At 68.9% G+C, this 23,439-nt stretch carries 14 protein-coding genes and 1 pseudogene; 6 read left to right on the forward strand and 9 right to left on the reverse strand.

The features are described from left to right. Positions 1-105: 105 nt before the first annotated feature. The 3 genes and pseudogenes from U4Z31_RS21230 to U4Z31_RS21240 all read right to left on the reverse strand — a co-directional run. Positions 106-219, reverse strand: a pseudogene (locus tag U4Z31_RS21230) (GNAT family N-acetyltransferase); the annotation flags it as partial. 60 nt (positions 220-279) lie between these two features. After that, positions 280-1,140, reverse strand: coding sequence for a MurR/RpiR family transcriptional regulator (locus U4Z31_RS21235; protein WP_044847909.1), 861 nt, complete (start codon positions 1,138-1,140; stop codon positions 280-282). A 71-nt stretch (positions 1,141-1,211) separates the two neighbouring features. Next, positions 1,212-1,565 (reverse strand): YgiW/YdeI family stress tolerance OB fold protein, encoded by a 354-nt coding sequence (locus U4Z31_RS21240; protein ID WP_044847908.1) that lies wholly within the window; start codon positions 1,563-1,565, stop codon positions 1,212-1,214. Positions 1,566-1,791: 226 nt separating this feature from the next. Between U4Z31_RS21240 and U4Z31_RS21245 the strand changes: the two genes are divergently transcribed. The 3 genes from U4Z31_RS21245 to U4Z31_RS21260 all read left to right on the forward strand — a co-directional run bounded on the left by U4Z31_RS21245 (position 1,792) and on the right by U4Z31_RS21260 (position 4,887). Next, positions 1,792-2,454, forward strand: a complete 663-nt coding sequence (locus U4Z31_RS21245; RefSeq protein WP_044847907.1) for a response regulator — start codon at positions 1,792-1,794, stop codon at positions 2,452-2,454. Then, positions 2,451-3,827, forward strand: a complete 1,377-nt coding sequence (locus tag U4Z31_RS21250; RefSeq protein WP_321811317.1) for an ATP-binding protein — start codon at positions 2,451-2,453, stop codon at positions 3,825-3,827. The genes U4Z31_RS21245 and U4Z31_RS21250 overlap by 4 nt, the downstream gene beginning before the upstream one ends. A gap of 859 nt (positions 3,828-4,686) precedes the next feature. Continuing rightward, positions 4,687-4,887, forward strand: a complete 201-nt coding sequence (locus U4Z31_RS21260; protein ID WP_044847905.1) for a membrane protein — start codon at positions 4,687-4,689, stop codon at positions 4,885-4,887. Positions 4,888-5,407: 520 nt separating this feature from the next. Here U4Z31_RS21260 and blaPEN-bcc read toward each other — a convergent pair. Continuing rightward, complete coding sequence (gene blaPEN-bcc, locus U4Z31_RS21265) at positions 5,408-6,301, reverse strand: PEN family class A beta-lactamase, Bcc-type (protein WP_321811318.1); 894 nt, start codon at positions 6,299-6,301, stop codon at positions 5,408-5,410. A 116-nt stretch (positions 6,302-6,417) separates the two neighbouring features. Between blaPEN-bcc and penR the strand changes: the two genes are divergently transcribed. Further along, positions 6,418-7,308, forward strand: a complete 891-nt coding sequence (gene penR / locus U4Z31_RS21270) for a beta-lactamase transcriptional regulator PenR (protein ID WP_044847903.1) — start codon at positions 6,418-6,420, stop codon at positions 7,306-7,308. A gap of 494 nt (positions 7,309-7,802) precedes the next feature. Here penR and U4Z31_RS21275 read toward each other — a convergent pair whose 3' ends face one another. The 3 genes from U4Z31_RS21275 to U4Z31_RS21285 form a co-directional block, all read right to left on the reverse strand. After that, on the reverse strand, positions 7,803-8,057 hold the full coding sequence (locus tag U4Z31_RS21275; RefSeq protein WP_044847902.1) for a hypothetical protein: 255 nt from the start codon (positions 8,055-8,057) through the stop codon (positions 7,803-7,805). A 100-nt stretch (positions 8,058-8,157) separates the two neighbouring features. Next, positions 8,158-10,383 carry an amylo-alpha-1,6-glucosidase gene (locus U4Z31_RS21280; protein WP_321811319.1) on the reverse strand — a complete coding sequence of 742 codons (2,226 nt, stop codon included), beginning with the start codon at positions 10,381-10,383 and terminating at the stop codon, positions 8,158-8,160. Positions 10,384-10,539: 156 nt separating this feature from the next. Then, positions 10,540-17,640 (reverse strand): autotransporter-associated beta strand repeat-containing protein, encoded by a 7,101-nt coding sequence (locus U4Z31_RS21285; RefSeq protein WP_321811320.1) that lies wholly within the window; start codon positions 17,638-17,640, stop codon positions 10,540-10,542. Here U4Z31_RS21285 and U4Z31_RS21290 point away from each other — a divergent pair. Next, positions 17,633-17,851 carry a hypothetical protein gene (locus U4Z31_RS21290; RefSeq protein WP_321811321.1) on the forward strand — a complete coding sequence of 73 codons (219 nt, stop codon included), beginning with the start codon at positions 17,633-17,635 and terminating at the stop codon, positions 17,849-17,851. The two genes, U4Z31_RS21285 and U4Z31_RS21290, sit on opposite strands and share 8 nt — an antisense overlap. 643 nt (positions 17,852-18,494) lie before the next feature. Here the strand turns inward: U4Z31_RS21290 and U4Z31_RS21295 are convergent. Continuing rightward, a complete protein-coding gene (locus tag U4Z31_RS21295; protein ID WP_044847899.1) occupies positions 18,495-19,529 on the reverse strand; it encodes a rod shape-determining protein in 1,035 nt (344 codons plus the stop codon). A gap of 270 nt (positions 19,530-19,799) precedes the next feature. Between U4Z31_RS21295 and U4Z31_RS21300 the strand changes: the two genes are divergently transcribed. After that, complete coding sequence (locus U4Z31_RS21300; RefSeq protein WP_321811322.1) at positions 19,800-22,217, forward strand: patatin-like phospholipase family protein; 2,418 nt, start codon at positions 19,800-19,802, stop codon at positions 22,215-22,217. 71 nt (positions 22,218-22,288) lie between these two features. Here the strand turns inward: U4Z31_RS21300 and U4Z31_RS21305 are convergent, their stop codons facing one another. Beyond that, positions 22,289-23,419, reverse strand: coding sequence for an ATP-binding protein (locus U4Z31_RS21305; RefSeq protein WP_321798764.1), 1,131 nt, complete (start codon positions 23,417-23,419; stop codon positions 22,289-22,291). Positions 23,420-23,439: the final 20 nt, after the last annotated feature.

Here is a 23,439-nt window from a genome sequence, read left to right on the forward strand (position 1 = left end):
CTCCTCGGAATGGAGACGCCAGCATACGCGCGCGCGGTACGCGACGGTTCAGGTCGCGATGAAATATCGATGCGGATGTCAGGGCCGCGCGCGCGGCGCGGTGTGCGGCCGGAAGTCGGCCGGGCCGGCCCGGCTTTCGTTGAACCGGACGAGTGGCGCCGCGATCTGCTTGCGGACGTTCACGTCGCCGGCGTCGGTCACGTCGTAGGTGAACGTCATCGGTTACGTCGGATCAAGGAAAAAAACGGGAGCGGAAAACAGTGGAAGCCGCGCGTGCGGCTACACGACATACGCGCCCTTCGCATGCAGTTCCGCTTCCGTGCGCTCGAGCGCCGTGATCGCATCGCTGCCTTCGAGCGCCAGCAACTGCGCGACCAGCGCCTCGGCCATCGCATGCGCGGCGACCAGCGACGGAAAGAACGACGGGCTGTCGTGCGTGAAGATCAGCTGCGCGTCCGCATGCAGCGCGATCGGCGACACCGCGCTGTCGGTGATCGCGACGATCCTGCTGCCCTGCGCTTTCGCCGCCTGCGCGACGCGCGTCGCTTCCGCCGAATACGGCGCGAAACTGATGATCACGGTCACGCTCTGCTTCGCGATCGTGCGCAACTCCATCTCGAGCGAGCCGGCGACACCGTTGAGCAACGACACGGTCGGCCGGAACAGCCGGTAGCCGTACACGAAACCGAACGCAACCGGATAGCACGACCGGAACCCCGCGACATGCACGTGCGACGCCTTGCGGATCAGCTTCGCGGCGTCCGCGAGCGCGTGCCCGTTCTGTGCGGCGGTGGCGGCGAGATTGTGCTGCTGTGCGGCGAGCAGGTCGTGCGCGAGCGACGCCTTCGCGTCGGGCCGCACGAGCGAGCGCGCACGCTGCGTGAGCGGCTCGGGACGCGTGCGCACGCGCGCGACGCACAGGTCGCGCAGCTCGTTCCAGCCGGGGAAACCGAATTGCTGCGCGAGCCGCACGAGCGACGCGGGTTGAACCTGCGCGCGCTGCGCGACCTTGCGCATCGACGAGGTGGCGACCTCGTCGGGATGATCGAGCAGAAATGCAGCGCCCGCCTGGAATTGCGGGCTCAGTTCGGAAAATTGCGCCCGGATCCGGGACGCGAGTTCATCGAAATTGGCAGCCATCTTGGTGAGAACGGGAACCGGTCGTCCATGGTATCACCGGCCCCGTGCGCGCCGGTGCACGGGTGCACCGGTCAGCGCAGCACTTCGACGTGATCGGCGTCGACCTTCACCTTGCCCGACCACTTGCGCTCGAACTCGCCGGTCAGCTTCACTTCGTTCTTGTCGCTGACGGGCTGGCCGGCCGCCCACAGCTTGTGGTCGATCTCGACGCGGATCGTGCCCGTCGCATCGGCGAACTCGTAGTCCTCGCCGCCGGCATGCTTGACGATGCGCCCCTGCAACTGCACGTGCTGGTCGTCCTTGCCGTTCGCGAGCAGTTCCTTCACGGTCGTCGTGGTCAGCGCGGACGGCCCCGTGTATTGCGCGTAGACGGCGGCGGGCAGCACGGCAAGCGCGACCGCCAGGATTCTCGTCAGGTGTTTCATGATCTCGTTCCTCCATTTTTTCGAGTGCGCCGCGCTCCGTTGAACGCGACGGCCCCAGATTACGGACCGTAAGATTAAGCAAAGCTGAAGACCGTGCGCCGCGGCATGCCGTCGCAACGTTCCAGTGCGCGAACGCACGCAGGCGCCCGTGTTTAAGCTCCGCCTAAGACACCTGCGCTTATCATGGGAACCCCGGGCGCCCGCGCCCGCCAACAGACACGAATCCATGCGCGTACTGCTCGTCGAGGACGATCCGCTGATCGGCAGCGGGCTCGAACAGGGCCTCAAACAGGAAGGCTTCGCGGTCGACTGGGTCAAGGACGGCGATGCCGCGACGCTCGCGCTGCGCTCGACCGGCTACGGCCTGCTGCTGCTCGACCTCGGGCTGCCGAACCGCGACGGCCTGTCGGTGCTCGCGTCGCTGCGCCGCCGCGACGAAACCCTGCCCGCGATCATCATCACCGCGCGCGACGGCGTGCCGGACCGCATCGCCGGCCTCGACAGCGGTGCCGACGACTACCTCGTCAAGCCGTTCGTGCTCGAGGAACTGCTCGCCCGCATTCGTGCGGTCAACCGCCGCCACGCGGGGCGCGCGCAGACGACGCTCGCGATCGGCCCGCTGCGGCTCGATCCGGTCAAGCACCTGGTCTGGCTCAACGACGAAGAAGTCACGCTGTCGCCGAAGGAGTTCGTGCTGCTGCACGAACTGATGCGCGACCCCGGCGCCGTGATCTCGCGCGAACAGTTCGAGGAACGGCTGTACAGCTGGGGCGAGGAAATCGAGAGCAACGCGGTGCAGGTACACATCCACAACCTGCGCAAGAAACTCGGCCACGACATGATCCGCACGGTGCGCGGCGTCGGCTACCGGATCGGTGACGCCGCATGATGCGTCTGCAACACGCGATCGCGCGCTGGCGCAGCGCATCGCTGCGGCGGCGCCTGTTGACGTGGCTGCTGCCGGCCGCGTGCGTGATCGGGCTGGTCGCAAGCGCGGGCACCTACTGGGGCGCACTGCGCGAGCTCGACGATCTCCTCGACGACCAGATGCGCAGCATGTCGAAGCAGATCGTCGTCGGCCCGAACGGCGAACTGTCGTTCAGCAACCATCGCGACGGCAAGCACGAATTCGAGGCCGGTGACCCCGACGCCGTGCTGCTGCAGGTCTGGCGCAACGGCACGCTGGTGTATTCGACCGATCGCAAGTCCGCGCTGCCGCCGCCCGCGCAGACGGGCATCGGCAGCGTCGACGTCGGCGGCCAGCCGTGGCGCACCTACGTGACCGAACGCGGCGGCACGACAATCCGGCTCGCGCAGGCGCGCCACGCGCGCTGGGAAGCGATCGCTGGCATCGCGGTGCACCTGCTGTGGCCGGTGTTCTCGATGCTGCCGGTGCTCGCGATCGGGCTGTGGTTCGGCATCGGCGCGGGGCTGCGGCCGCTGCGCACGATCGCGGCCGGACTGAAGCGCAGGAATGCGAACAATCTCGAGCCGGTCGACGTCGCGTCGATGCCGAACGAAGTCCGCCCGCTCGCCGAAGCGATCAACGACCTGCTCGCGCGGCTCGACCGTTCATTCACGCTGCAGCGACACTTCATCGCCGATGCCGCGCACGAATTGCGCACGCCGATCATGGGGCTGTCGATCCAGTCGCAATTGCTGCGGCGCGCGTCGACGGCCGACGAACGCGAGCAGATCCTCGCGCAGATCCATGCGGGCACGACACGCCTCGGCCACCTCGCCGAACAATTGCTGACGCTCGCGCGCCTCGAACCCGACGCGCAGGCGTCCGCCGCGGCCTCCGCGCCCGTCGATCTCGCCGCGCTGTGCCGCTCGGTGGTCGCCGATCGCACGCGCGTCGCGGATGCGCACCGCATCGACCTCGGCGCGATCGTGTCGTCGCCGGTGATGGCCGCCGGCAACATCGACACGTTGCGCGTGCTGCTGAACAACCTCGTCGACAACGCGATCCGCTACGCGGGCGTCGGCGCGCGCGTCGACGTGTCCGCGCGTCTCGATGGCGCGACGCCCGTGCTCGAAGTCGCCGACGACGGCCCCGGCATTCCGGAAGCCGAGCGCACGGACGTGTGGGAGCGCTTCTATCGCGGCGAAGGCGCGCAGGCGGTCACGTCGTCGGGCAGCGGGCTCGGGCTGTCGATCGTCAAGCGGATCGCCGAACAGCATCGCGCAACCGTCGCGCTCGGCACGACGCAAGGCGGGCGCGGGCTGACCGTGACGGTGCGCTTTCCGGCGCCGGCCTGACACACGCCCGACGGGCCGCTTTTCCACAGATTGTGTTGGCAAGCTTGTGGACAACCGGCCGCTAATGGCAGCAAGCCATTGATCCGAAAGGGTTTGGCGCTCGTGCGCAGCGAATGCGCCAACTCGCGTCGAGCAGGCGCTCGCCTCGACGCGACATCGCGTACCGATCCCTTCCCTCCGAGTCGTCGCCGCACTACTTGCAGGGGCGCCCAATGCCACATTTCAAATCGATGGACCCGAACTTCCCGATCCGGCAACAGCTCGGCGTCGACGCGCAACCCGTCGTGCTCCTCAACATCTTCACGGTGGATCCGGCAGACGAGGCGGTTTGCACGATGTGCCGCGCTGCGCGATCGCCACGCGGACTTCTCCACAGAAAATGTTGGCAAGCTTGTGGATATCCTGCGCACCGCAACGCTAAGCTGTTGATCCGACGGACTTTGGCACGCGTGATGCAGACGCGGCGCGCGCCGGGCCGTCACATGCGCCGGTTCGCCGCACTTCGCATCACGATGCCACGTCGATGCCCCAATGATGTGCGATGCGATCGTCGCAGCACTTACCCACAGATTTTGTTGGCAAGCTTGTGGATATCCTGCGCACGCATCGGCTAACCCGTTGATCGGCCAATGATTCATGCGCCGCGTCACCGTTGCGGCAGCACGCGGTTCGCCCGCGCGCGCAGACGGACGATCCGGCGCAACAGCGGCGCCCTGCCCGCCGCTTGACGCCCGCACCCGCCACGCGTCACGATCACACGAGCCGCACGCGCCACGCATCGCGAGACTTCACGCAGCGGCACCACGGTGCCGGCCGTTGCGCCCGCATCGGACAACGACACATCATTCCGAGGAAGACCATGGAACACTTCACCGCAGGGCAGTTGATCGTCTCGCTCGTGCTCGTCGCGATCGTCGTCTATCCGTATGTCCGCATCGTTCGGCGTACCGGGCATTCAGGCTGGTGGATCCTGACGATGTTCGTCCCGGTCCTGAACTTCATCATGTTGTGGGTGTTCGCGTTCGCGCGCTGGCCCTCGGTCGACGATCGGCATGGCTGAACATCGGGCGGGCTTGTCCACAGATTGTGTTGGCAAGCATGTGGATAGCCTGCGCATACCGCGATCAAGCGCTTGATCCGTAAGACTTTGTCCGCGCCGCTTCGAATCGGGCACGCGGCCACGCGATGTGCCGTTCACGCATCGTCGCGCGACGCGACGGACCGCATGTCGCGCGCGCCACGCCGCTTGTCCACAGATTGTGTTGGCAAGCGTGTGGATAGCCTGCGCATACCACGCACAAGCGCTTGATCCGAAAGGTTTTGTCCGTGTCGCTTCGAACCCGGCAGGCAAGCCTGACGCACGCCGGCGCCGCGCCCGCTGCGCGATGAACGCGGCCGCGCGCGGGCTTGTCCACAATTTTTGTTGGCAAGGATGTGGATATCCTGAGCATGCGTGACCTAAGTCGTTGATCGCACAACGTTTCGACATGCCGGTCACGACTGCGGCACCGCGTGCATTCATCGACACATCGCTTCGTCGTTCCGTGCATTCATCGATGAACGCGCGCCGCGCCGCCCGCTCACGCGAACGTCGCGACCGCGATGCGCGCGGCGGCCGCGATCACGTCGTCCTTCGCCTTCGCATCGGCACGCGCCTGCGTGTAATACACGGCGAGCACGATCGGTGCGCGCGACGGCGGCCAGATCACGCCCGCGTCGTTCGTCGTCCCGTAGTCGCCGGTGCCGGTCTTGTCGGCCACCTGCCAGCCGGCCGGCACGCCCGCACGAATCCGCTTGTCGCCGACCTTGTTGCCGCGCAGCCACGCGACGAGCTGCGCACGCTGCGCGGGCGGCAGCGCGTCGCCGAGCGTGAGCACGCACAGGCTCGCGGCCATCGCGGCCGGCGTCGTGGTGTCGCGCGGGTCGCCCGGCAACGCGGTGTTCAGTTCGGTCTCCCAGCGATCGAGCCGGAACGTGTCGTCGCCGATCGAACGTGCAAACGCGGTCACCGCCGCCGGCCCGCCGATCAGCTTCATCGCCAGGTTCGCGGCCGAGTTGTCGCTGTACTGGATCGCCGCCTCGCACAACTCGGCGACGGTCATCCCGGTGCCGACATGCTTGCCCGACACCGGCGAGTAGTTCACGAGATCGGACTGCGCAACGGCCACGCGCTGCTGCAGCAGCCCCGGGCGCTCGACGCTCTGCGCGAGCACCGCCGCACTCAGCATCGCCTTGAACGTGCTGCAGAACGGGAAGCGCTCGTCCGCGCGATGCTGCACGCGCCGGCCGCCCGCGGTGTCGATCGCGCACACGCCGAGACGGCCGCCCGCCGCGCGCTCGAGCGCGGCAAACGACGTCGCGGACGAAACGTCCTGCGCGGCAGCCGGCGGCGACGCGCACGCGCTGACGGTCAGGACGAGCGGCGCCGTCGCGGCGGCCAGCAGCAGGGTTCGACGTTGCGATGAGTAGGTCATGGAGTGTCTCTCGTGGTGGAGTGGAGGCAGAATGGCCGGCCGGCGAGACAGCACTATCGTGACTTTACGGTTGCCTGACAAGCAACGATAATTGAGCGCTGACAAAAGAAATTCTTATGACGAAGCTCCGCCCTCATCTTCCGCTCAATGCGTTGCGCGCGTTCGAATCGTCGGCGCGCCACCTGAACTTCACGCGCGCCGGCCTCGAGCTGAGCGTGACCCAGGCGGCCGTGAGCCAGCAGGTGCGCTCGCTCGAGGAGCGGCTCGGCTGTGCGCTGTTCACCCGCTTGCCGCGCGGCCTCGGGCTCACCGACGAAGGGCGCGCGCTGTTGCCGGTGCTCAGCGACGCATTCAGCCGGATCGAAACCGTGCTCAAGCAGTTCGACGGCGGGCGCTTCCACGAAGTGCTGACGCTCGGCGCGGTCGGCACCTTTGCCATAGGCTGGCTAATGCCACGGCTGAAGCGCTTCGGCGACACGCACCCGTTCGTCGAGCTGCGGCTACGGACCCACAACAACGTCGTCGACCTCGCGGCCGAGGGTCTCGATTTCGCGATCCGCTTCGGGGAAGGCAACTGGCCGGCGACGCGCAACGAGCGGCTGCTCGACGCCCCACTCACCGCGCTGTGCGCGCCGGAGATCGCGCGGCGCCTCGCGCGGCCGGCCGATCTCGCGAACGAAACGCTGCTGCGCTCGTACCGCACCGACGAATGGCTCGGCTGGTTCGATGCCGCGCCGCTCGAACCGTGGGCGGTGAACGGGCCCGTGTTCGATTCGTCGCGGCTGATGGTCGAGGCCGCGATGCAGGGCGCCGGCATCGCGCTCGCGCCAGCCTGCATGTTCGCGCGCGAACTGCAGCTCGGCCTGCTCGCGCGGCCGTTCGACATCGACGTGCGCGCGGGCGGCTACTGGCTCACGTCGCTGAAGTCGAAGCCGCTCTCGCCGGCGATGACGCTGTTTCGCGACTGGATCGTCGCGGAGGCGGCCGACACCGCGCCGGTCGAATGATGCGGCCCGGCTTGTCCACAGATTGTGTTGGCAAGGATGTGGATATCCTGGGTACCCGAGGCCTAACCCGTTGATCGCGCACGAATTATCGCGCCGACGCACGCAGCGGGCAGCCCGTGCGCAAAGGCTTCGACGCACCGACCGCCGCGCGCCGGATCGTCAACCATCAGGAAGCAATCACGTCAGACTTATCCACAGATTTTGTTGGCAAGCCTGTGGATATTCCACCAATGTGACGCGTAACATCCTGATACAAAAGGGGATTCAGTAGATCGGGCCAGACAGGTCAATGACGCGTCATCGTGTACGGCCTCGCGGCGCCGCTTGCGCGGCCGGTCGGGGGCCGGCCGGTTCTCCACAGATTGTGTTGGCAAGCTTGTGGATATCCTGCGCACCGGCCGACTAACTCATTGAGCGCACGGGGTTTTGTGCGCGCCGTGCAGGATTGGGCAGCGCCGGCGCGGGCCACGCGGCCGACGCCGGCTGCCGCTTCGTCAATGCCGGTCGAGCCCGCGGCGCAATTCGCTCGCCTTGTCGCGCAGCGCCTCGTACCCGGAGCGCGCATGTTCGGGCAGGTCGGGATCGCCGATCAGCGCGCCGAGCGTTTCGATCAGGCTGAACAGAATGCCCTTCGCCGCGCCAGCCGCGATGCTCTGCGACTCGATCGACTTGTGCAGGTGGTCGACCGCCGCTTCCAGGTTCTCGAGCTTCTTCTGCTCGCCGTCGTCGGGCCGGTTGTCGGTCGTCATCGTAGGTGCCTCCGCCATCGTTCAAGGGTCATGTCACGATTCTATGCCGCTGCGCGCGGACGTGGCACGACATCGCGCAACGTCCGTGCAGCCGCATGCGCTACAGCACCGCGACCACCTTCACCCGCCCCGGCTGCTCCGCCGACGCGATCACCTGGCCGTCGACGCGCCGGAACGTCAGCGATACCGTTTCGTCGCCGACGCGCAGTTCGTCGATGCGCAGCCAGTCGACACCTTCGGGCAGCGCCGGGCGCTCGACCCGCACCTCGTGGCGTGCCGCGTCGACGCTCACGCCGAGACACGCCTGCAGCATCATGAACGGCGCACCGGCCGCCCACGCCTGCGGCAGGCACGCGACCGGATAGGCGGTCGGCGGTTCGCCGCGCCGGCGCGGGAACCCGCAGAACAGCTCCGGCAGCCGCATCTCGAAGCTGACCGCGGCTTCGAACAGCGCGCGCAGCAGGTTCACCGCGGCCGTCTTGTCGCCGTAGCGCGCGAGCCCGCGCGCGATCAGCGCATTGTCGTGCGGCCACACCGAGCCGTTGTGATAGGCCATCGGGTTGAAGCGCGGCTGGCCGGCCGCGAGCGTGCGCACGCCCCAGCCTGTCTGGAACAGCGTCGAGCCGAGCACGCCGGCGACCGCCGCGCCGCGCTCGGCGTCGGGCAGGCCGAACGCGAGCAGATGGCCCGCGTTCGACGCCAGCACGCGGCACAGGTCGCCGTGACCGTCGAGCGCGATCCCGTAGAACTGGCCTTCCGGCATCCAGAACAGCGTCTCGACCTGGTCGCGCAGCGCCTTCGCGCGCAGCGCATAGCGTGTCGCGTCGGCCGCGTGGCCGCGCCGGTGCGAGCACATCGACATCGCATCGAGCGCCGCGCACGCATACGCCTGCACTTCGACGAGCGCGATCGGGCCGTCGGGAAAACGGCCGTCCGCATGAAACACCGAATCGTGGCTGTCCTTCCAGCCCTGGTTCGCGAGACCGCGCTCCGACGTGCGCTGGTAGTCAAGCAGCCCGTACGGATTGCGGTCGCACTTGTCGATCACCCACTGCGCGGCGCGCTCGAGCGCGGGCCACAGCTCGTCGATCAGCGCATCGTCGCCGGTGTGTTCGACGTACGCGCCCGCGAGCACGATGAACAGCGGGGTCGTGTCGACGCCGCCGTAATAGAGCGCGAACGGCACCTCCCCCGTCGCGGCCATTTCGCTGCGGCGGAATTCGTGCATGATCTTGCCGGGCTCCGCATCGCGAAACGCGGACGTCTCGCGCGCCTGGTGCTCCGCGAGAAAGCGCAGCACGCCGCGCGCGAGCGACGGCTGCAGCCACAGCATCTGCAGCGACGTGATCACCGCGTCGCGGCCGAACGGCGTCGAGAACCACGGAATGCCCGCATACGGATACGGCCCGGTATCGAGCTGCGTCGTGAGCAGCCCGAGATCCGCGAGCGAGCGGTCGAGCCATGCATCGAACAGCGGATTGCCGGTGTGCACGCGGGCCATCGACTCGCGGCGCGAGCGCATCTCGCGATGCACGCCGACGAGCGCGGTGCGCAGCGCGACACGCCCGCATCCCGGGCCTTCATCGTCGTGCGCGCGGCCGAGCGTCGCGTCGACGGTCAGGTAGATCGACACGCACGCCTGCGCGGCGATCGTCAGCGTGTAATCGGCACGATCGACCGACAATGCGTCGGGCGCCGGCGAGAAATGCACGGTCACGTTGCGCTCGACCTTGTCGAGGCCGTCGTAGCGCAGCCGCACCGCCCCGCCGTCGATGCGCGGCGCGACCACCGTGCCGCGCTTCGGGCGCGGCGTGCCGCGCACTTCGAACATGTCCTTGAAATCCGCCGCGAACGACAGCGACAGCGGCACCTCGGCCTCGCTCGCGCCGTAGTTGGTCAGCGTCAGCGCTTCGTGCAGCACGTCGCCCGCGAGCACGCGCATCCGTTCGATGTGGATCACGCCCTCGGGCGTCTCGCGACCGCCGAGCGGCGGCAGCGGGCGGTTCGTCAGGTGCGCGGTGAACGACGCGTTGTCCGCGCTCGTCGCGCCCGACAGCAGCGACGGCGCGCGGCCGCCGAACGTCAGGCGCCAGGTCGACAGCACGCGCATGTCGTCGACGAACAGGCCGTCGTCGTGGCCGCCGACGTCGCCGAGCGCGTCGCTGACGACGAACGCGTCGCCGGATTTCAGCACGTACTGGTTGTTGCGTGCGAGCGCCTGCGGATCGGCTTCGGGCGCGATGAATGCGGGGCCTGTCGCCTGGGTCGGGGGGACGGGCGCGACTTGCGGCGCCTGCGTCGTGGTGGCTTCGGCGTGATTCGGCATCGATGCTCCTGTGTCGAGGCGCAACGCGCGGCGCGCGTCGCGTGTTTCGCACAGGATAGGCCAGAACGGGGGACGCGCGCAGCGCCGAAAAAGACGCGACCCCGATGCGGGCATCGCCGTCGCATCGGGATCGCGCACAGGCACCTCAGGCGCCGGTCAGAACTTCCACAGGATGTTGCCGAGCACCGCGTTGTCGCGCACGCCGCTGCCGTACTGGCCGCTGAACGTGAGACCGAGCGTCAGGCGCTTCGTGATGGTCGCGTCGATGCCAGCTTCGAGCACCGCGCTGTCGCGCGCGATCGGCACGCCCGACACCTGGAACGACGTGCCGCCGTTCGCGAACGTGAACGCCGACGACGGCCGCACGTTGCCGAACGCATGCCGCCAGCCTACCGTCCCGCGCGCGGTGAACGTGCCGCTCGCGAGCATGCCGAGTTGAGAGGCCGCGCGCACGCCGAGCGTCGAGAAACCGACGTGGGTCGTCTGGCCGCCGGCCTGCAGCGCGGCCGCGCCGCCGGTTTCCGTATAGCCGTCGGTATGCAGGTTCACGTAGGCAAGACCCGCGAACGGTTCGAGCGCGACCGGCCCGACCGGCAGCGCATAGCCGACTTCGCCGAACACCTGCTCGGAATGCGCGTTGTAGCCGGCCGAATCGTGATCGGAGAAGCCCGCGAAGCCCGGATAACGGTCGCTGTTGATGCGGTACCACGTGTACGACGCGCCGCCGCGCACGCCGAGCGCACCGTACTGCGCGCCGCCGTACAGCGACACGTAGTAGCTGTTGACCGACGCCGACGCGCTCTGGTCGTTGTCGAGCGAGCTGTGCGTGACGCCCGCGGCGAGACCGGCACGCCACTGGTCGTTGAGCGCCATGTCGGCACCGGCGATGAAGCCCGTCATGCTGCGGTTGATGGTCGACGCGTTGCCGTCGCCCGCGAGCCGGCTGCGGCCGCCGAACGCCTGCCCCCAGACCACCGGCTGATACGGCGTGCCGCCGTAGCAACCTGCGCGCGAACCGATCCGGCGTTCCGGCGGCAGCGTCGGATCGGTCGCGCCGGCCGTGTTGTCGCCGCACAGCGCGGCACCGCCCGACGACAGCGCGGCGAGCGGCCCCGCTCCGGGCGCGAGGCCCTGGCGCACGCGATCGGTCACGGCTTCGCGCACGTAGCGGCTGTCGAGCAGCAGCATGCTCTTCAGGCTCGCCTGCAATTCCCCGCCGAGCATTCCGTAGGCGCGCCGCGCGGTGGCCGCATCGGTCGTCAGCACCGTGTCGTACAGCGGGTTGCCCGCGCCGAGCCCACCGATCGCGGTCGCGACCGCGCGCTGGTTCGGCGTCGCCGCGACATCGGGCAGCGCCGTGCCGTTCGCGACGAGCTGCAGATACACGTGGTCCGGATCGTAGCTGAGCGTCGGCATCAGGAACGCGTAGTTCGAATTCACCTGGCTGAACGTGCCCTGCACGCCCGACGATGCGCTGAGGATCGTGTACTTCGTGGTCGGCTGGTAGCTGGCCTGGTTCGCGAGCACCTGCACGGTGCCGCCGTTCAGCGTGGCCGTGCCGCCCGCCGCGATGCTGCCGGCCTGCTGCGGCGTCACCGCGACCTGCAGCGTCGAGCCCGGCTGGAACGTGACGTTGCCGGCCACGTTCAGCGCCGCGCCCGGCTGCGACGCGGCCGCAAACGCGCCGCCCTGCACGACGAAGCCGCCAACCGTGCCGGTGCCCGTCAGCGTCGCGCCGTTCTGCACGGTCACGGTCGACTGGCCGAGCGAACCGTCGACCGCGAGCGTACCCGCCGCGACGGTGGTCGGGCCGCTCAGCGTATTGGTACCGGTCAGCGTCAGTTGCCCGCTGCCGGCCTGGGTCAGCGAACCGGTGCCGGACAGCACGCTCGCGAGCGTCACGTTCGCGGACTGGTTGAAGATCAGCGCGCCGTTGTCGACGATATTGCCGACCACGCTGCCCGACGTGCCGCCGTTGCCGAGCTGCAGCGTGCCGCCCGATGCGATCGTCGTGCCGCCCGTATAGGTGTTGCTGCCGGTCAGCGTCTGAATGCCGGTGCCCGCGACCGTCAGGCCGCCGGTGCCGCCGATCGTCCCGTCGAACGTGCTGGCGCCGCTGCCGCTCAGCGCCAGCGCATTCGCGCCGAGGTTCACGGTGCTGCCGGCCGCGCCCGACAGCGCGCCGATCGTCTGCGCACCCGCTGCGCCGCTCACGTCGAACGTCGCACCCGCGCCGGCGAGGTTCACCGCGCCCATCGACGCGAGGCTGCCGCCCGCGCCGAGCGCGAGCGTGCTGCCGCCGTTGATCGTCGTGCCGCCGGTGTAGGTGTTCGCGCCCGTCAGCGTCTGCGTGCCGCTGCCCGCGAGCGTCACGCCGCCGCTGCCGCCGATCGTCCCGCCGAACGTGCTGGCGCCGCTACCGCTCAGCGCGAGGGCATTCGCGCCGAGGTTTACGGTGCTGCCCGCCGCGCCCGACAGCGCGCCGATCGTCTGCGCGCCCGTTGCGCCGCTGAGATCGAACGTCGCGCCCGCGCCGGCCAGATTCACCGCGCCGCTCGCCGCGAGGCTGCCGCCCGAACCAAGCGCGAGCGTGCTGCCGCCGTTGATCGTCGTGCCGCCGGTGTACGTGTTCGCCCCCGTCAGCGTCTGCGTGCCGGTGCCCGCGAGCGTCACGCCGCCGGTGCCGCCGATCGCGCCGCCGAACGCGCCGTTGCCGCTGCCGTTCAGCGTCAGCGCATTCGCGCCGAGGTTCACGTTCGTGCCGGCCGCGCCGGTCAGCGTGCCGAGCGTCTGCGCGCCTGCGGCGCCGCTCAGGTCGAACGTCGCGCCCGTGCCGGCCAGGTTCACCGTGCTGCCCGCGGCGAGGCTGCCGCCCGCGCCGAGCGCGAGCGTGCTGCCGCCGTTGATCGTCGTGCCGCCGGTGTACGTGTTTGCGCCCGTCAGCGTCTGCGTGCCGACGCCCGCGACCGTCACGCCGCCGCTGCCGCCGATCGTCCCGCCGAATGTGCCGGCGGTGCTGCCGTTCAGCGTCAGCGCGTTGCCGCCGAGGTTCACGTTCGTGCCCGCCGCGCCGGTCAGCGTGCCGATCGTCTGCGCGCCCGTTGCGCCGCTCAGGTCGAACGTCGCGCCCGTGCCGGCCAGGTTCACCGCGCCGCTCGACGCAAGGCTGCCGCCCGCGCCCAGCGCCAGCGTGCCGGCGTTGATCGTCGTGCCGCCGGTGTACGTGTTCGCGCCCGTCAGCGTCTGCGTACCGGTGCCGGCCAGCGTCAGGCTGCCGGTGCCGCCGATCGCACCGCCGAAGGTGTTGCTGCCGTTGCCGCTCAGCGTCAGCGCAGTCGCGCCGAGATTCACGTTCGTGCCGGCCGCGCCGGTCAGCGCGCCGATCGTCTGCGCACCGGACGCGCCGCCCAGGTCGAACGTCGCGCCCGTGCCGGCCAGATTCACCGTGCCGCTCGCCGCGAGGCTGCCGCCCGCGCCCAGCGCCAGCGTGCTGCCGCTGTTGATCGTCGTGCCGCCTGTATACGTGTTCGCGCCGGACAGCGTCTGCGTGCCGGTACCCGCGAGCGTCAGCCCGCCGGTGCCGCCGATCACGCCGCTGAACGTGCCGCTGGCGGTTCCGCCTAGCGTCAGCGCATTGCTGCCGAGGCTGACGTTCGTGCCGGCCACGCCCGACAGCGCACCGAGCGTCTGCGCGCCCGACGCGCTGCTCAGGTCGAGCGTCGCGCCCGCGTTCGCAAGATTCATCGTGCCGGTCGATGCGAGGCTGCCGCCCGCGCCGATCGCCAGCGTGCCGGCATTGATCGTCGTGCCGCCGGTGTAGGTGTTCGCGCCCGTCAGCGTGGTCGTCGCCGCGCCGTTCTTCACGAGCGCGCCCGTACCGGTAATCGCGCCGCCCAATCCGAGCGCGTTGCTGCCGCCGAGCGTGAGCGTCGAGCCCGCGCCGAGACCGATTGCATTCGCCACTGTCAGGTTCGTGTTCGTATCGAGTGTCGCCGAACCGTCGACATTCAGCGTGCCGGTGCCCAGTGCCGCGGCGTTGCCGAGCACCAGCCCGCCACTATTGAGGTTCGTGCCGCCCGAATAGGTGCTCGCGCCGTTCAGCGTCTGCGTGCCGGTGCCGGCCAGCGTCAGGCTGCCGGTGCCGCCGATCGCGCCGCTGTACGTGCCGCTCGCGGTTCCGCCGAGCGTCAGCGCGTTCGCGCCGAGATTCACGTTCGTGCCGGCCACGCCCGACAGCGCGCCGAGCGTTTGCGCACCCGACGCATTGCTCAGGTCGAGCGTCGCGCCCGCGTTCGCGAGATTCATCGCGCCGGTCGCCGCCAGGCTGCCGCCCGCGCCGATCGCCAGCGTGCCGGCATTGATCGTCGTGCCGCCCGTGTAGGTGTTCGTGCCCGTCAGCGTCACGGTCGCCGCGCCGTTCTTCACGAGCGCGCCCGTACCGGTAATCGCACCGCCCAATCCAAGCGCGTTGCTGCCGCCAAGCGTGAGCGCCGCACCCGTGCCGAGATCGATCGCGTTGGCGACCGACAGGCTCGTATTCGTATCGAGCGTCGCCGCACCGCCGACGGTCAGCGTGCCGGTGCCCAGCGCCGCGGCGTTGCCGAGCACCAGTCCGCCACTATTGAGGTTCGTGCCGCCCGAATAAGTGCTCGCGCCGTTCAGCGTCTGCGTGCCGGTGCCGGCCAGCGTCAGGCTGCCGGTGCCGCCGATCGCGCCGCTGTACGTGCCGCTCGCGGTTCCGCCCAGCGTCAGCGCGTTCGCGCCGAGATTCACGTTCGTGCCGGCCACGCCCGACAGCGCGCCGAGCGTTTGCGCGCCCGACGCATTGCTCAGGTCGAGCGTCGCGCCCGCGTTCGCAAGGTTCATCGTGCCGGTCGCCGCAAGGCTGCCGCCCGCGCCGATCGCCAGCGTGCCGGCATTGATCGTCGTGCCGCCCGTGTAGGTGTTCGCGCCCGTCAGTGTCACCGTCGCCGCGCCGTTCTTCACGAGCGCGCCGGCGCCGGAAATCACGCCGCCCAGCGCGAGCGCATTGCTGCCGCCGAGCGTGAGTGCCGTGGCCGTGCCGAGATCGATCGCGTTGGCGACCGACAGGCTCGTATTCGCATCGAGCGTCGCGGCACCGCCGACGGTCAGCGTGCCGGTGCCCAGCGCCGCGGCGTTGCCGAGCACGAGGGTGCCGGCGTTCAGCGTCGTGCCGCCCGTGTAATTGTTCGCGCCGCTCAGCGTCAGCGCCGCCGCGCCGTTCTTCACGAGCCCGCCGCCGCCGGAGATCGTGCCGCCGAGCCCGAGATCGGTGCTGCCGCCCAGCGTCAGCGTCGTGCCGGTGGCGACGTTGATGCCGTTCGCGAGCGACACGTTGGTGGTCGCATCGAGCGTCGACGAGCCGTTGACGTTCACCGCGCCGGAGCCCAGCGCCGTGTTGCTGCCGACGACGAGGTTGCCGCCGTTCAGGTTCGTGCCGCCGGAGTAGACGTTCGTGCCGGTCAGCGATTGCGTCCCGGGGCCGGACAGCGTCACGCTGCCCGAGCCGCCGATCGTGCCCGCGTAGGTCGCGTTGATGGTGCCGTTGAGCGTCAGCGAATTGCTGCCGAGGTCCACGTTCGTGCCGGCCGCTCCCGCCAGTGCACCGATCGTCTGCGCGCCCGACGCGCCGCTCAGGTCGAACGTCGCGCCCGCGCCGGTCAGGTTCACCGTGCCGGTCGCCGCAAGGCTGCCGGCGCCGCTCAGTGCGAGCGTGCCGCTGTTGATCGTCGTGTCGCCCGTGTAGGTGTTCGCGGCCGTCAGCGTGGCCGTCGCGGAGCCGTTCTTCACGAGGCCGCCGTTTCCGCTGATCGTGCCGGACAGCCCGAGGCTGTTGCTGCCGCCGAGCGTCAGCGTCGCGCTGTTGTTGAGATTGACCGCATTGTTCAGCGTGACGTTCGTGCTCGTGTCGAGCAACGCCGACGCATTGACGTTCACCGCGCCGGTGCCGAGCGCCCCGTTGTTGCCGACCACGAGGTTGCCGCCGTTCAGGTTCGTGCCGCCCGTATAGGTATTGGCACCCGAAAGCGCCAGCGTGCCGCCGTCGTTCTTCGTCAGCGCGCCGCTGCCCGACACCGTGCCCGACAGCGTGAGCCCGGTCGCGCCCTGCACCGTCAGCCCGGTGCCGAGCGTCACGTTGTTCGACACGTTGAGCCCGGCCGTGCCCGCCTGCAGCGCGCCGCCGTTGGCCGTGATCGTGCCGGTGCCGAGCGACGCGTTGTCGTTGATGATCGCGACGCCGCCGCTCGACAGCGTCGCGTCCTGCACGGTCGACGCGCCGTTGATCGTCCAGTTGCCGCTCGCGACGTCGAGGTGATTGAAGTTGATGTAGTTGTTGATCGCGATCGTGCCGTTCGCGGAGGTGCCCTGCTGGAGGTTCAGCGTGTTGTTGCCGCCCGCGCCGCCGTCGACGATCCCCGTCGCCGCCACGTTGAGCGTGTTCGGGCCGACCGTGATGTTGAACGCGCCGCCGGTGCCGCCCGCCGCGTTGACCGACGAGCCCGTCACCGCGTTGAACGTGTTGGTGCTGTTCGCGCCCATCGACACGCTGCCGTTGATCGTGCCCGAGTTGGTGAACGTGTTGCCGCCCCCGGGCGTGCCGTTCGTGGCGAGCGACACGCGGCCGTTGATCGTGCCGCTGTTCGTCATGTTGACCGTGCCGCCGCCGTATGCGGCGACCACCGGCGCATCCGCGCCGGACAGCGTCGCGCCGACCAGCGGGTTCGAACCGATCGTGCCGGTGTTGTTGATGGTCGACGTGCCGCCGGTGCCGTTCTGGACCGACAGCGCCATGCCGGTCACGCCGCTGATCGCGACCCCGGTCGAGCCGAGCATCGTGCCGTTGTTGGTGACGGTGGTATTGCTCGCCGACGCATTGCCGAGCACCGCGCCGCTCGACAGCACGCCGAGCCCCGAGCCGAGCGCGGACGGGTCGATCGTGCCGTTGTTGGTCAGCGTGTTGTTGTTGCCGGTCAGCGACATCGCGGTGCCGCCGACGCCCAGCAGCACGCCGACGCTCGCGCCGGGATTGACGGTGACGTTCAGGTTGTTGGCGCTGTTTGCATAGCTCGGCGCCAGCGGATTCGCGACGCCCGTGCAGGTCACCGTGGTGCCTGCCGTGCTGCAGGTCGCGTACGCGGGGACGATGCCCGCGCCGGACAAGGCCAGGAAGACGCCCGTCGGCAACAGGAATTTCGGAAACGGCTCTCCGCTCTTCTTCGAATGCGCAATGTTCATGCTTCCCCTCGTGCTCGGCATGGCCGGTGAATCGATCCGGCGGCGGCGGAAAATCCGGGACGCAAGCGTGCCCTCCGGCGGTCGCGGAACGACGTCGGTCTATTCGTGGATGAACTGCGGGTTAATCGATTCTCGTTTGCGAGTGCAAACTCAACCGGACAACATGATCGTGGCCCCTTGTTCTTATGCAGCGACTTTCTGGTTGATTTGATTACCGCCCTGCTTTTTGTCAGACAAGGCTATATCAAATAAACAGGGTTTTCCAGTCGATGTTTGGTTATCGGAGCGAGGTCGATGGAATACGTATTTTTTACTCGTTAGATTGCGTGAAACGACCGGATTAAAAGGGTCTTTCGGTCATTCCGTCATGCCAGGAAAAGTTACCTGCACCATGAGATCAGTGAAAACACTGATAATTCATACTAATCCCCAGTCGGATTTTCGCGACTCAATTTAAATGATGACGGCGGCAGCGGCGCAAATAATCCGAACCCATTTTATTTAAAAGATTGAGAGCGTGGATTCTCAACACACTTGCAGAGCGCTTTCGAATACGGCGCACATGATTCCGCCGCCTTGAAATGAAAAATGAAAGCCGCAAGGTCAATCGACTCCCTGCCGCGCGGCCCCGCGTGAAACTCAGGTGCAAAGGTGTCGGACTTCAGGAGAAGCGTGCCGCCGGCTTGCACGGCACGCGGCCCGGCATGCTGCCACGGCCGGCTCGCGCATGGCCAGGCACTGCGGTCGACACGGCGTGTCGAGCGTGTCCGGAGCAGCCTGACGATGTTCGGCATGCCGGAGCTTCGGGGTTCGAAGGATTTTCAACGGACCTCAACGCGCCTGCCCGGCCGGCGTCAATCCACCGGACACATCGCGAGCCGCCCCATCGCCTCCCCGGCGCCGCGCACCGCGCAGGTGGCCGGCTCGTCGGCGATCCGCGCGCTCAGCCCGGTCTCGTCGCGCAGCAGGCGTTCGAGATCCGCGAGCAGCGCGCCGCCGCCCGTCAGCACCACGCCGCGATGCGCGATGTCGGTCACGAGTTCGGCCGGCGCGTTTTCCAGCACCGACTTCACCGCGCCGATCACCTGCTTGAGCGGCGCGGCCAGCGCGTCCGCCACATCGTGGTTGGACAGCTCGATCGAACGCGGCAGGCCGTCCTTGACGCTGCGCCCGATCGCGCGCGTCGACGCGCGCGGCACGGCGCTGGTGGCCGAGCCGATCGTCTCCTTCACGCGCTCGGCAGTCTGCTCGCCGAGCAGCACGCCGTACAGGTTGCGCACGTGATTGACGATCGCCGCGTCGAACTGGTTGCCGCCGACGCGGATCGCCTCGCGATAGACGACACCGCCGAGCGCGATCACCGCGACTTCGGTCGTCCCGGCGCCGATGTCGACGACCATCGAGCCGACCGGCTCGGTCACCGGCAGGCCCGCGCCGAGCGCGGCGGCGAGCGCTTCCTCGATCAGTTCGACGTCCGATACACCGGCCGCGAACGCCGCCTCGCGCATCGCGCGGCGCTCGACCGCGGTCGCATCCGACGGCACGCACAGCGTGACCTCGACGCGGCGGCTGAAGCGCGAGCGCGTGCGCGACATGTCGATGAAGCGCCGAAACATCTGCTCGGCGGCGTGCGCATCGGCGATCACGCCGTGCCGCATGGGCCGCACGGCCTCGAGATGCCCCGGCTCGCGGCCGAGCAGCGCCTTCGCGAGTTCGCCGACCGCCTCGAGCGTCGGTCGCGCATCGGACGCGCCGCCCTTGCGAAAGCAGACGACCGACGGCTGGTCCAGCACCACGCCGCGCTCGTGCGTATAAATCCGCGTACTCGCCGTTCCAGGGTCGATCGCAACGGGTTGCGCAAACAACTTTCCGAACAGCGGTGTCGACATGGTTACCCTTTTCTTGAACAAACGGCCGAAGCGGCCAGGCCGCATCCCCGCGGCGCGCCTTCGCCGCCCCATTGAAGTCTTAGCGGCAAATCGTGCCGATACTTTAAGCAATTCCAATGATTATTTCGCGACGAAATTGCCGAAACCGCGTTTCGGCAGGCCCGCGGCTACGCATCGGCCGCTCGCGTTGCGCTTGTAAAACACGGTAATCTCTCGGTCTTGCCTGCTCCCGGCAGGCGCCCGACGCCCGATCACGCCAGGTATTCCACCATGACAGCGACCGCCTCTCTCCGCTGGCTCGGGGTGCGCCGGCTCGGCGCCACGCTCGTTGCGCTGTGGTGCTGCACCGTTGCCGCGCAGCCCTTGCCGGCCGCCGACACCGCCGCGCGCACCGCGACGGCGGCCACTGCCGCCGCACCGGCCGCCCCTGCCACGACGGCCGCCCCCGCCGCCACGCCCGCCTCGACCTGCAACGCCGACGGCGGCCCGGCCGGCCGGCCGCCGGTCGGCCTCGTGCTGTCCGGCGGCGGCGCGCGCGGTTACGCGCACCTGGGCGTGCTGAAGGTGCTCGAGGAAAACCGCATCCCGATCGACTGCATCGCCGGCACGAGCATGGGCGCCGTGGTCGGCGGCCTGTATGCGAGCGGGATGGCCGCCGACGAGATGCAGAAGCAGCTGTCGGAGGTGAACCTGGCCGACATCGCGTTCGACGTGACCGACCGCGCCGACCTGCCGCAAACCAGCCGCGAGGACGAGCGCCTGTACATCAACAGCCTGACGCTGGGCTTCGGCAAGAAAGGCGTGAAGGCGCCGGTCGGCCTCGTGCAGGGCAACCGGCTGCAGGCGCTGCTCGCGAACTGGACCGCCGCCGTGCCGACCAACCAGCCGTTCGACCAGCTGCCGATCCCGTATCGCGCGGTCGCGACCGACCTGCAGACCGGCCAGATGGTCGTGCTGGACCGCGGCTCGCTGCCGCTCGCGATCCGCGCGAGCATGGCGATGCCCGGCCTGTTCGCGCCGGCCGAGATCAACGGCCGCGCGCTCGTCGACGGCGGGCTCGTCAGCAACCTGCCGGTCGACACCGCGCGGCAGATGGGTGCGAAGGTCGTGATCGCCGTCGACATCGGCTCGCAGCTGCGTCCGCTCGACGCGCTCGCATCGCCGGCCGACGTGATGCAGCAGATGGTCGGCATCCTGATCCGCCAGAACGTGACGTCGCAGCGCAAGCAGCTCGCCGCGCAGGACGTGCTGCTCACGCCCGACCTCGGCGCGCTCGCGTTCACCGATTTCCAGAACGCGAAGCAGGCGATCGCCGCCGGCGCGGCCGCCGCGACTGCGGCGCTGCCGCGGCTCAGGCACCTCGCGCTCACGCTGGAACAGTACGCGGCCTACCGGTCCGCGCATGCGCAGCCGCTGCCGCCGCCGATCCGCATCACGCGGGTCGAGATCAAGACGACCGGCGGCGTGCCCAAGCGTGTCGTCGCCGACGCGCTGCACGTGAAACCGGGCGACACCTACGATCCGGCGACCGTCAGCCAGGACCTGCTCGGACTGACGACCGGCGGCAATTTCGAGAGCGTGACGCAGCAGATCGTGAGCCACGGCGACGAGAACGTGCTCGAGATCGATGCGCGGGAGAAATACTGGGGGCCGAATTTCCTGCTGTTCGGCGTCGGGATGTCGAGCAGTTCGACCGACGAAGGCGGCTTCCGCCTGCACGTCGGCTACCGGCGGCCGTGGCTCACCGAATCGGGCCTCGAATTCCGCGCGGACACGACGATCGGCAGCGACCTGCAATCGGCGCGCGTCGAACTGCGCCAGCCGTTGCCGGCCGCATACGGCTTGTACATTTCGCCCTATGCGGAATACCAGCGTCGCTACGTGAACCTGTACGACAACAGCGGCGAGGTGAAGCTGAATCAGTACTTGATGCAGACGGCGCGCACCGGGCTCGACTTCGGCCTGCCGATCGCGCGACTCGGCGACTTCCGGATGGGTATCGGCTATGCGACCGGGCACGGCTCGCCGAACTACAACCTGCCGTTCCCGTTCGATGACGGCAGCTCGACGCTGATCTGGCCGAGCTTCACGTCGCAGGCGCTGACCGCGCGTGCGCGGCTCGTCATCGATCAGCTCGACGATCCGATGTTCCCGCGTCGCGGCTACTACGGCGAATTCCGTGTCGAACGGTCGCTGTGGTCGCACAACAGCCAGTCCGCGGAGGACCTCGCCGATACATCCAACACGCCTTACACCGAGCTCTACGCCAAGGCGATGATCGCGCAGCAGTTCGGCCGGCACAGCGTCAGTGCAACGATCGAGGGCGGCAAGAGCATCGGCGGCACCAACCTGATCAACGCGTTCAACTTCACGCTCGGCGGGTTCCAGCATCTGGCCGCGTATGCGGCCGACCAGCTGACGGGCAACGAACTCGCGTACGGCAACGTGACCTACATGAACCAGCTGATGACGTTCAACGCGTCCCCGATCAAGGCGCTGTCGGTCGGCGCCAGCGCGGAACTCGGCAACGTGTGGTCGAGCGGCGTGAAGGTCGGCGGCGGCACGCTCAAGCAGAGCTATACGTTCTTCACGAGCCTGTCGACCTCATTCGGTCCGCTGTACATGGGTATCGCGCTCGCGCCGGGCGGCCGGCGCAACATCTACCTGCAGCTCGGCCGCACATACTGATGGGGGCGCGCGGATGGCGGCGGCGGGCATCCGCCGCGTCACCGCCCGCGCCTTGTGCAGCCGGACGCCGGCTAGATCGGCCAGCTGATCTCGAAGCGCGCGCCGCCGAGTTCGGCCGGATCGACGACCGCGATCCGGCCGTTGTGCGCGTGGAGCACCTGCCGCGTGATCGCGAGGCCTAGCCCGTAGCCGCCGGTGCGGCGGTCGAGCCGCACGAACGCGTCGAAGATCCGCTCGCGTTCGCTCTCCGGCACGCCCGGCCCGTCGTCCTCGACATAGATCGCGATGTTGCCGTGTTCGATCGCGATCCCGACGACGATCCGCGACGCCGCGTATTTGCTCGCATTGCGCAGCAGGTTGCGCATCGCGTACGACATCAGCCGCCGGTCCATCTTCACGCGCAGGTCCGACGCGATCGCGATGCGCGACTCGATCGCGCGCTCCGGATACAGCAGCTGCGCGTCGCTGACCTGGTGCTCGAACCACGCGACCGGCGCGGTCAGCTCGAGGCTCGACTGCAGCGAGCTGTATTCGAGCCGCGCGTACGTGAGGCTCATGTCGATCAGCTCCTCGAGCTCCGTCACGTCCTGCGCGATGCTCTCCAGCGCACCGTGGTATTCGGCGGCCGAGCCCGGCTCGCGCAGCATCTCGAGCGCGAAGCGCACGCGCGCGAGCGGCGTGCGCAGCTCGTGCGAGATCCCGTTCGTCAGGTCGCGCTGCGCGGCGATCAGCCGCTCCATGCGCATCGCGAGCGCATTCAGCGTGCGCGCGAGCGGGCCGATGATCACGCTGTGCGACTCGCGTGCGCGCGTGTTGAAGCGCCCGCCGGTGAAATCGATCGCGCGCTCGCGCACCATCACGAGATCCGACCAGACCGGCCGCATCCACCGATACGCGGCGAGTGCGGGCGCGGTGAACACGAACGCGAGCACGATCCAGATATCGCCCGGCAGCGCGTCGAACGCGTGCCACACGACTTCCGGCGACAACACCACGCACAGCGCGAGCGCCGGCACCAGCGCGGTCAGCAGCACGAGGCCGAGCAGGTGCAGGTAGGTGCGCACGTACAGGCGCGACCAGCTCGGAATGCGGTCGGCGCGCGTGTCGGTCCACGCGCGGCGGAAATGCAGCCAGCGCCATTTGACATAGCGCAGCGCGGAAAGCGGCGCTGCGTCGGGATGCGAACGGGTGCGTCGGATCATCTCGGCTTCCGGCTATCGTG

Source organism: Burkholderia sp. BCC1985, from assembly GCF_905339915.1.
In the GTDB taxonomy this organism is placed as follows: Bacteria; Pseudomonadota; Gammaproteobacteria; order Burkholderiales; family Burkholderiaceae; genus Burkholderia.

Bases quoted from the DNA above. Each gene is read 5' to 3' on its own strand.
- U4Z31_RS21275 (WP_044847902.1), bottom strand. From the start codon at position 8,057: ATGACGACCGACAACCGGCCCGACGACGGCGAGCAGAAGAAGCTCGAG.
- U4Z31_RS21280 (WP_321811319.1), bottom strand. From the start codon at position 10,383: ATGCCGAATCACGCCGAAGCCACCACGACGCAGGCGCCGCAAGTCGCG.
- U4Z31_RS21295 (WP_044847899.1), bottom strand. From the start codon at position 19,529: ATGTCGACACCGCTGTTCGGAAAGTTGTTTGCGCAACCCGTTGCGATC.
- U4Z31_RS21260 (WP_044847905.1), top strand. From the start codon at position 4,687: ATGGAACACTTCACCGCAGGGCAGTTGATCGTCTCGCTCGTGCTCGTC.
- U4Z31_RS21305 (WP_321798764.1), bottom strand. From the start codon at position 23,419: ATGATCCGACGCACCCGTTCGCATCCCGACGCAGCGCCGCTTTCCGCG.
- U4Z31_RS21235 (WP_044847909.1), bottom strand. From the start codon at position 1,140: ATGGCTGCCAATTTCGATGAACTCGCGTCCCGGATCCGGGCGCAATTT.
- U4Z31_RS21300 (WP_321811322.1), top strand. From the start codon at position 19,800: ATGACAGCGACCGCCTCTCTCCGCTGGCTCGGGGTGCGCCGGCTCGGC.
- penR (WP_044847903.1), top strand. From the start codon at position 6,418: ATGACGAAGCTCCGCCCTCATCTTCCGCTCAATGCGTTGCGCGCGTTC.
- blaPEN-bcc (WP_321811318.1), bottom strand. From the start codon at position 6,301: ATGACCTACTCATCGCAACGTCGAACCCTGCTGCTGGCCGCCGCGACG.
- U4Z31_RS21245 (WP_044847907.1), top strand. From the start codon at position 1,792: ATGCGCGTACTGCTCGTCGAGGACGATCCGCTGATCGGCAGCGGGCTC.
- U4Z31_RS21240 (WP_044847908.1), bottom strand. From the start codon at position 1,565: ATGAAACACCTGACGAGAATCCTGGCGGTCGCGCTTGCCGTGCTGCCC.
- U4Z31_RS21285 (WP_321811320.1), bottom strand. From the start codon at position 17,640: ATGAACATTGCGCATTCGAAGAAGAGCGGAGAGCCGTTTCCGAAATTC.
- U4Z31_RS21250 (WP_321811317.1), top strand. From the start codon at position 2,451: ATGATGCGTCTGCAACACGCGATCGCGCGCTGGCGCAGCGCATCGCTG.
- U4Z31_RS21290 (WP_321811321.1), top strand. From the start codon at position 17,633: ATGTTCATGCTTCCCCTCGTGCTCGGCATGGCCGGTGAATCGATCCGG.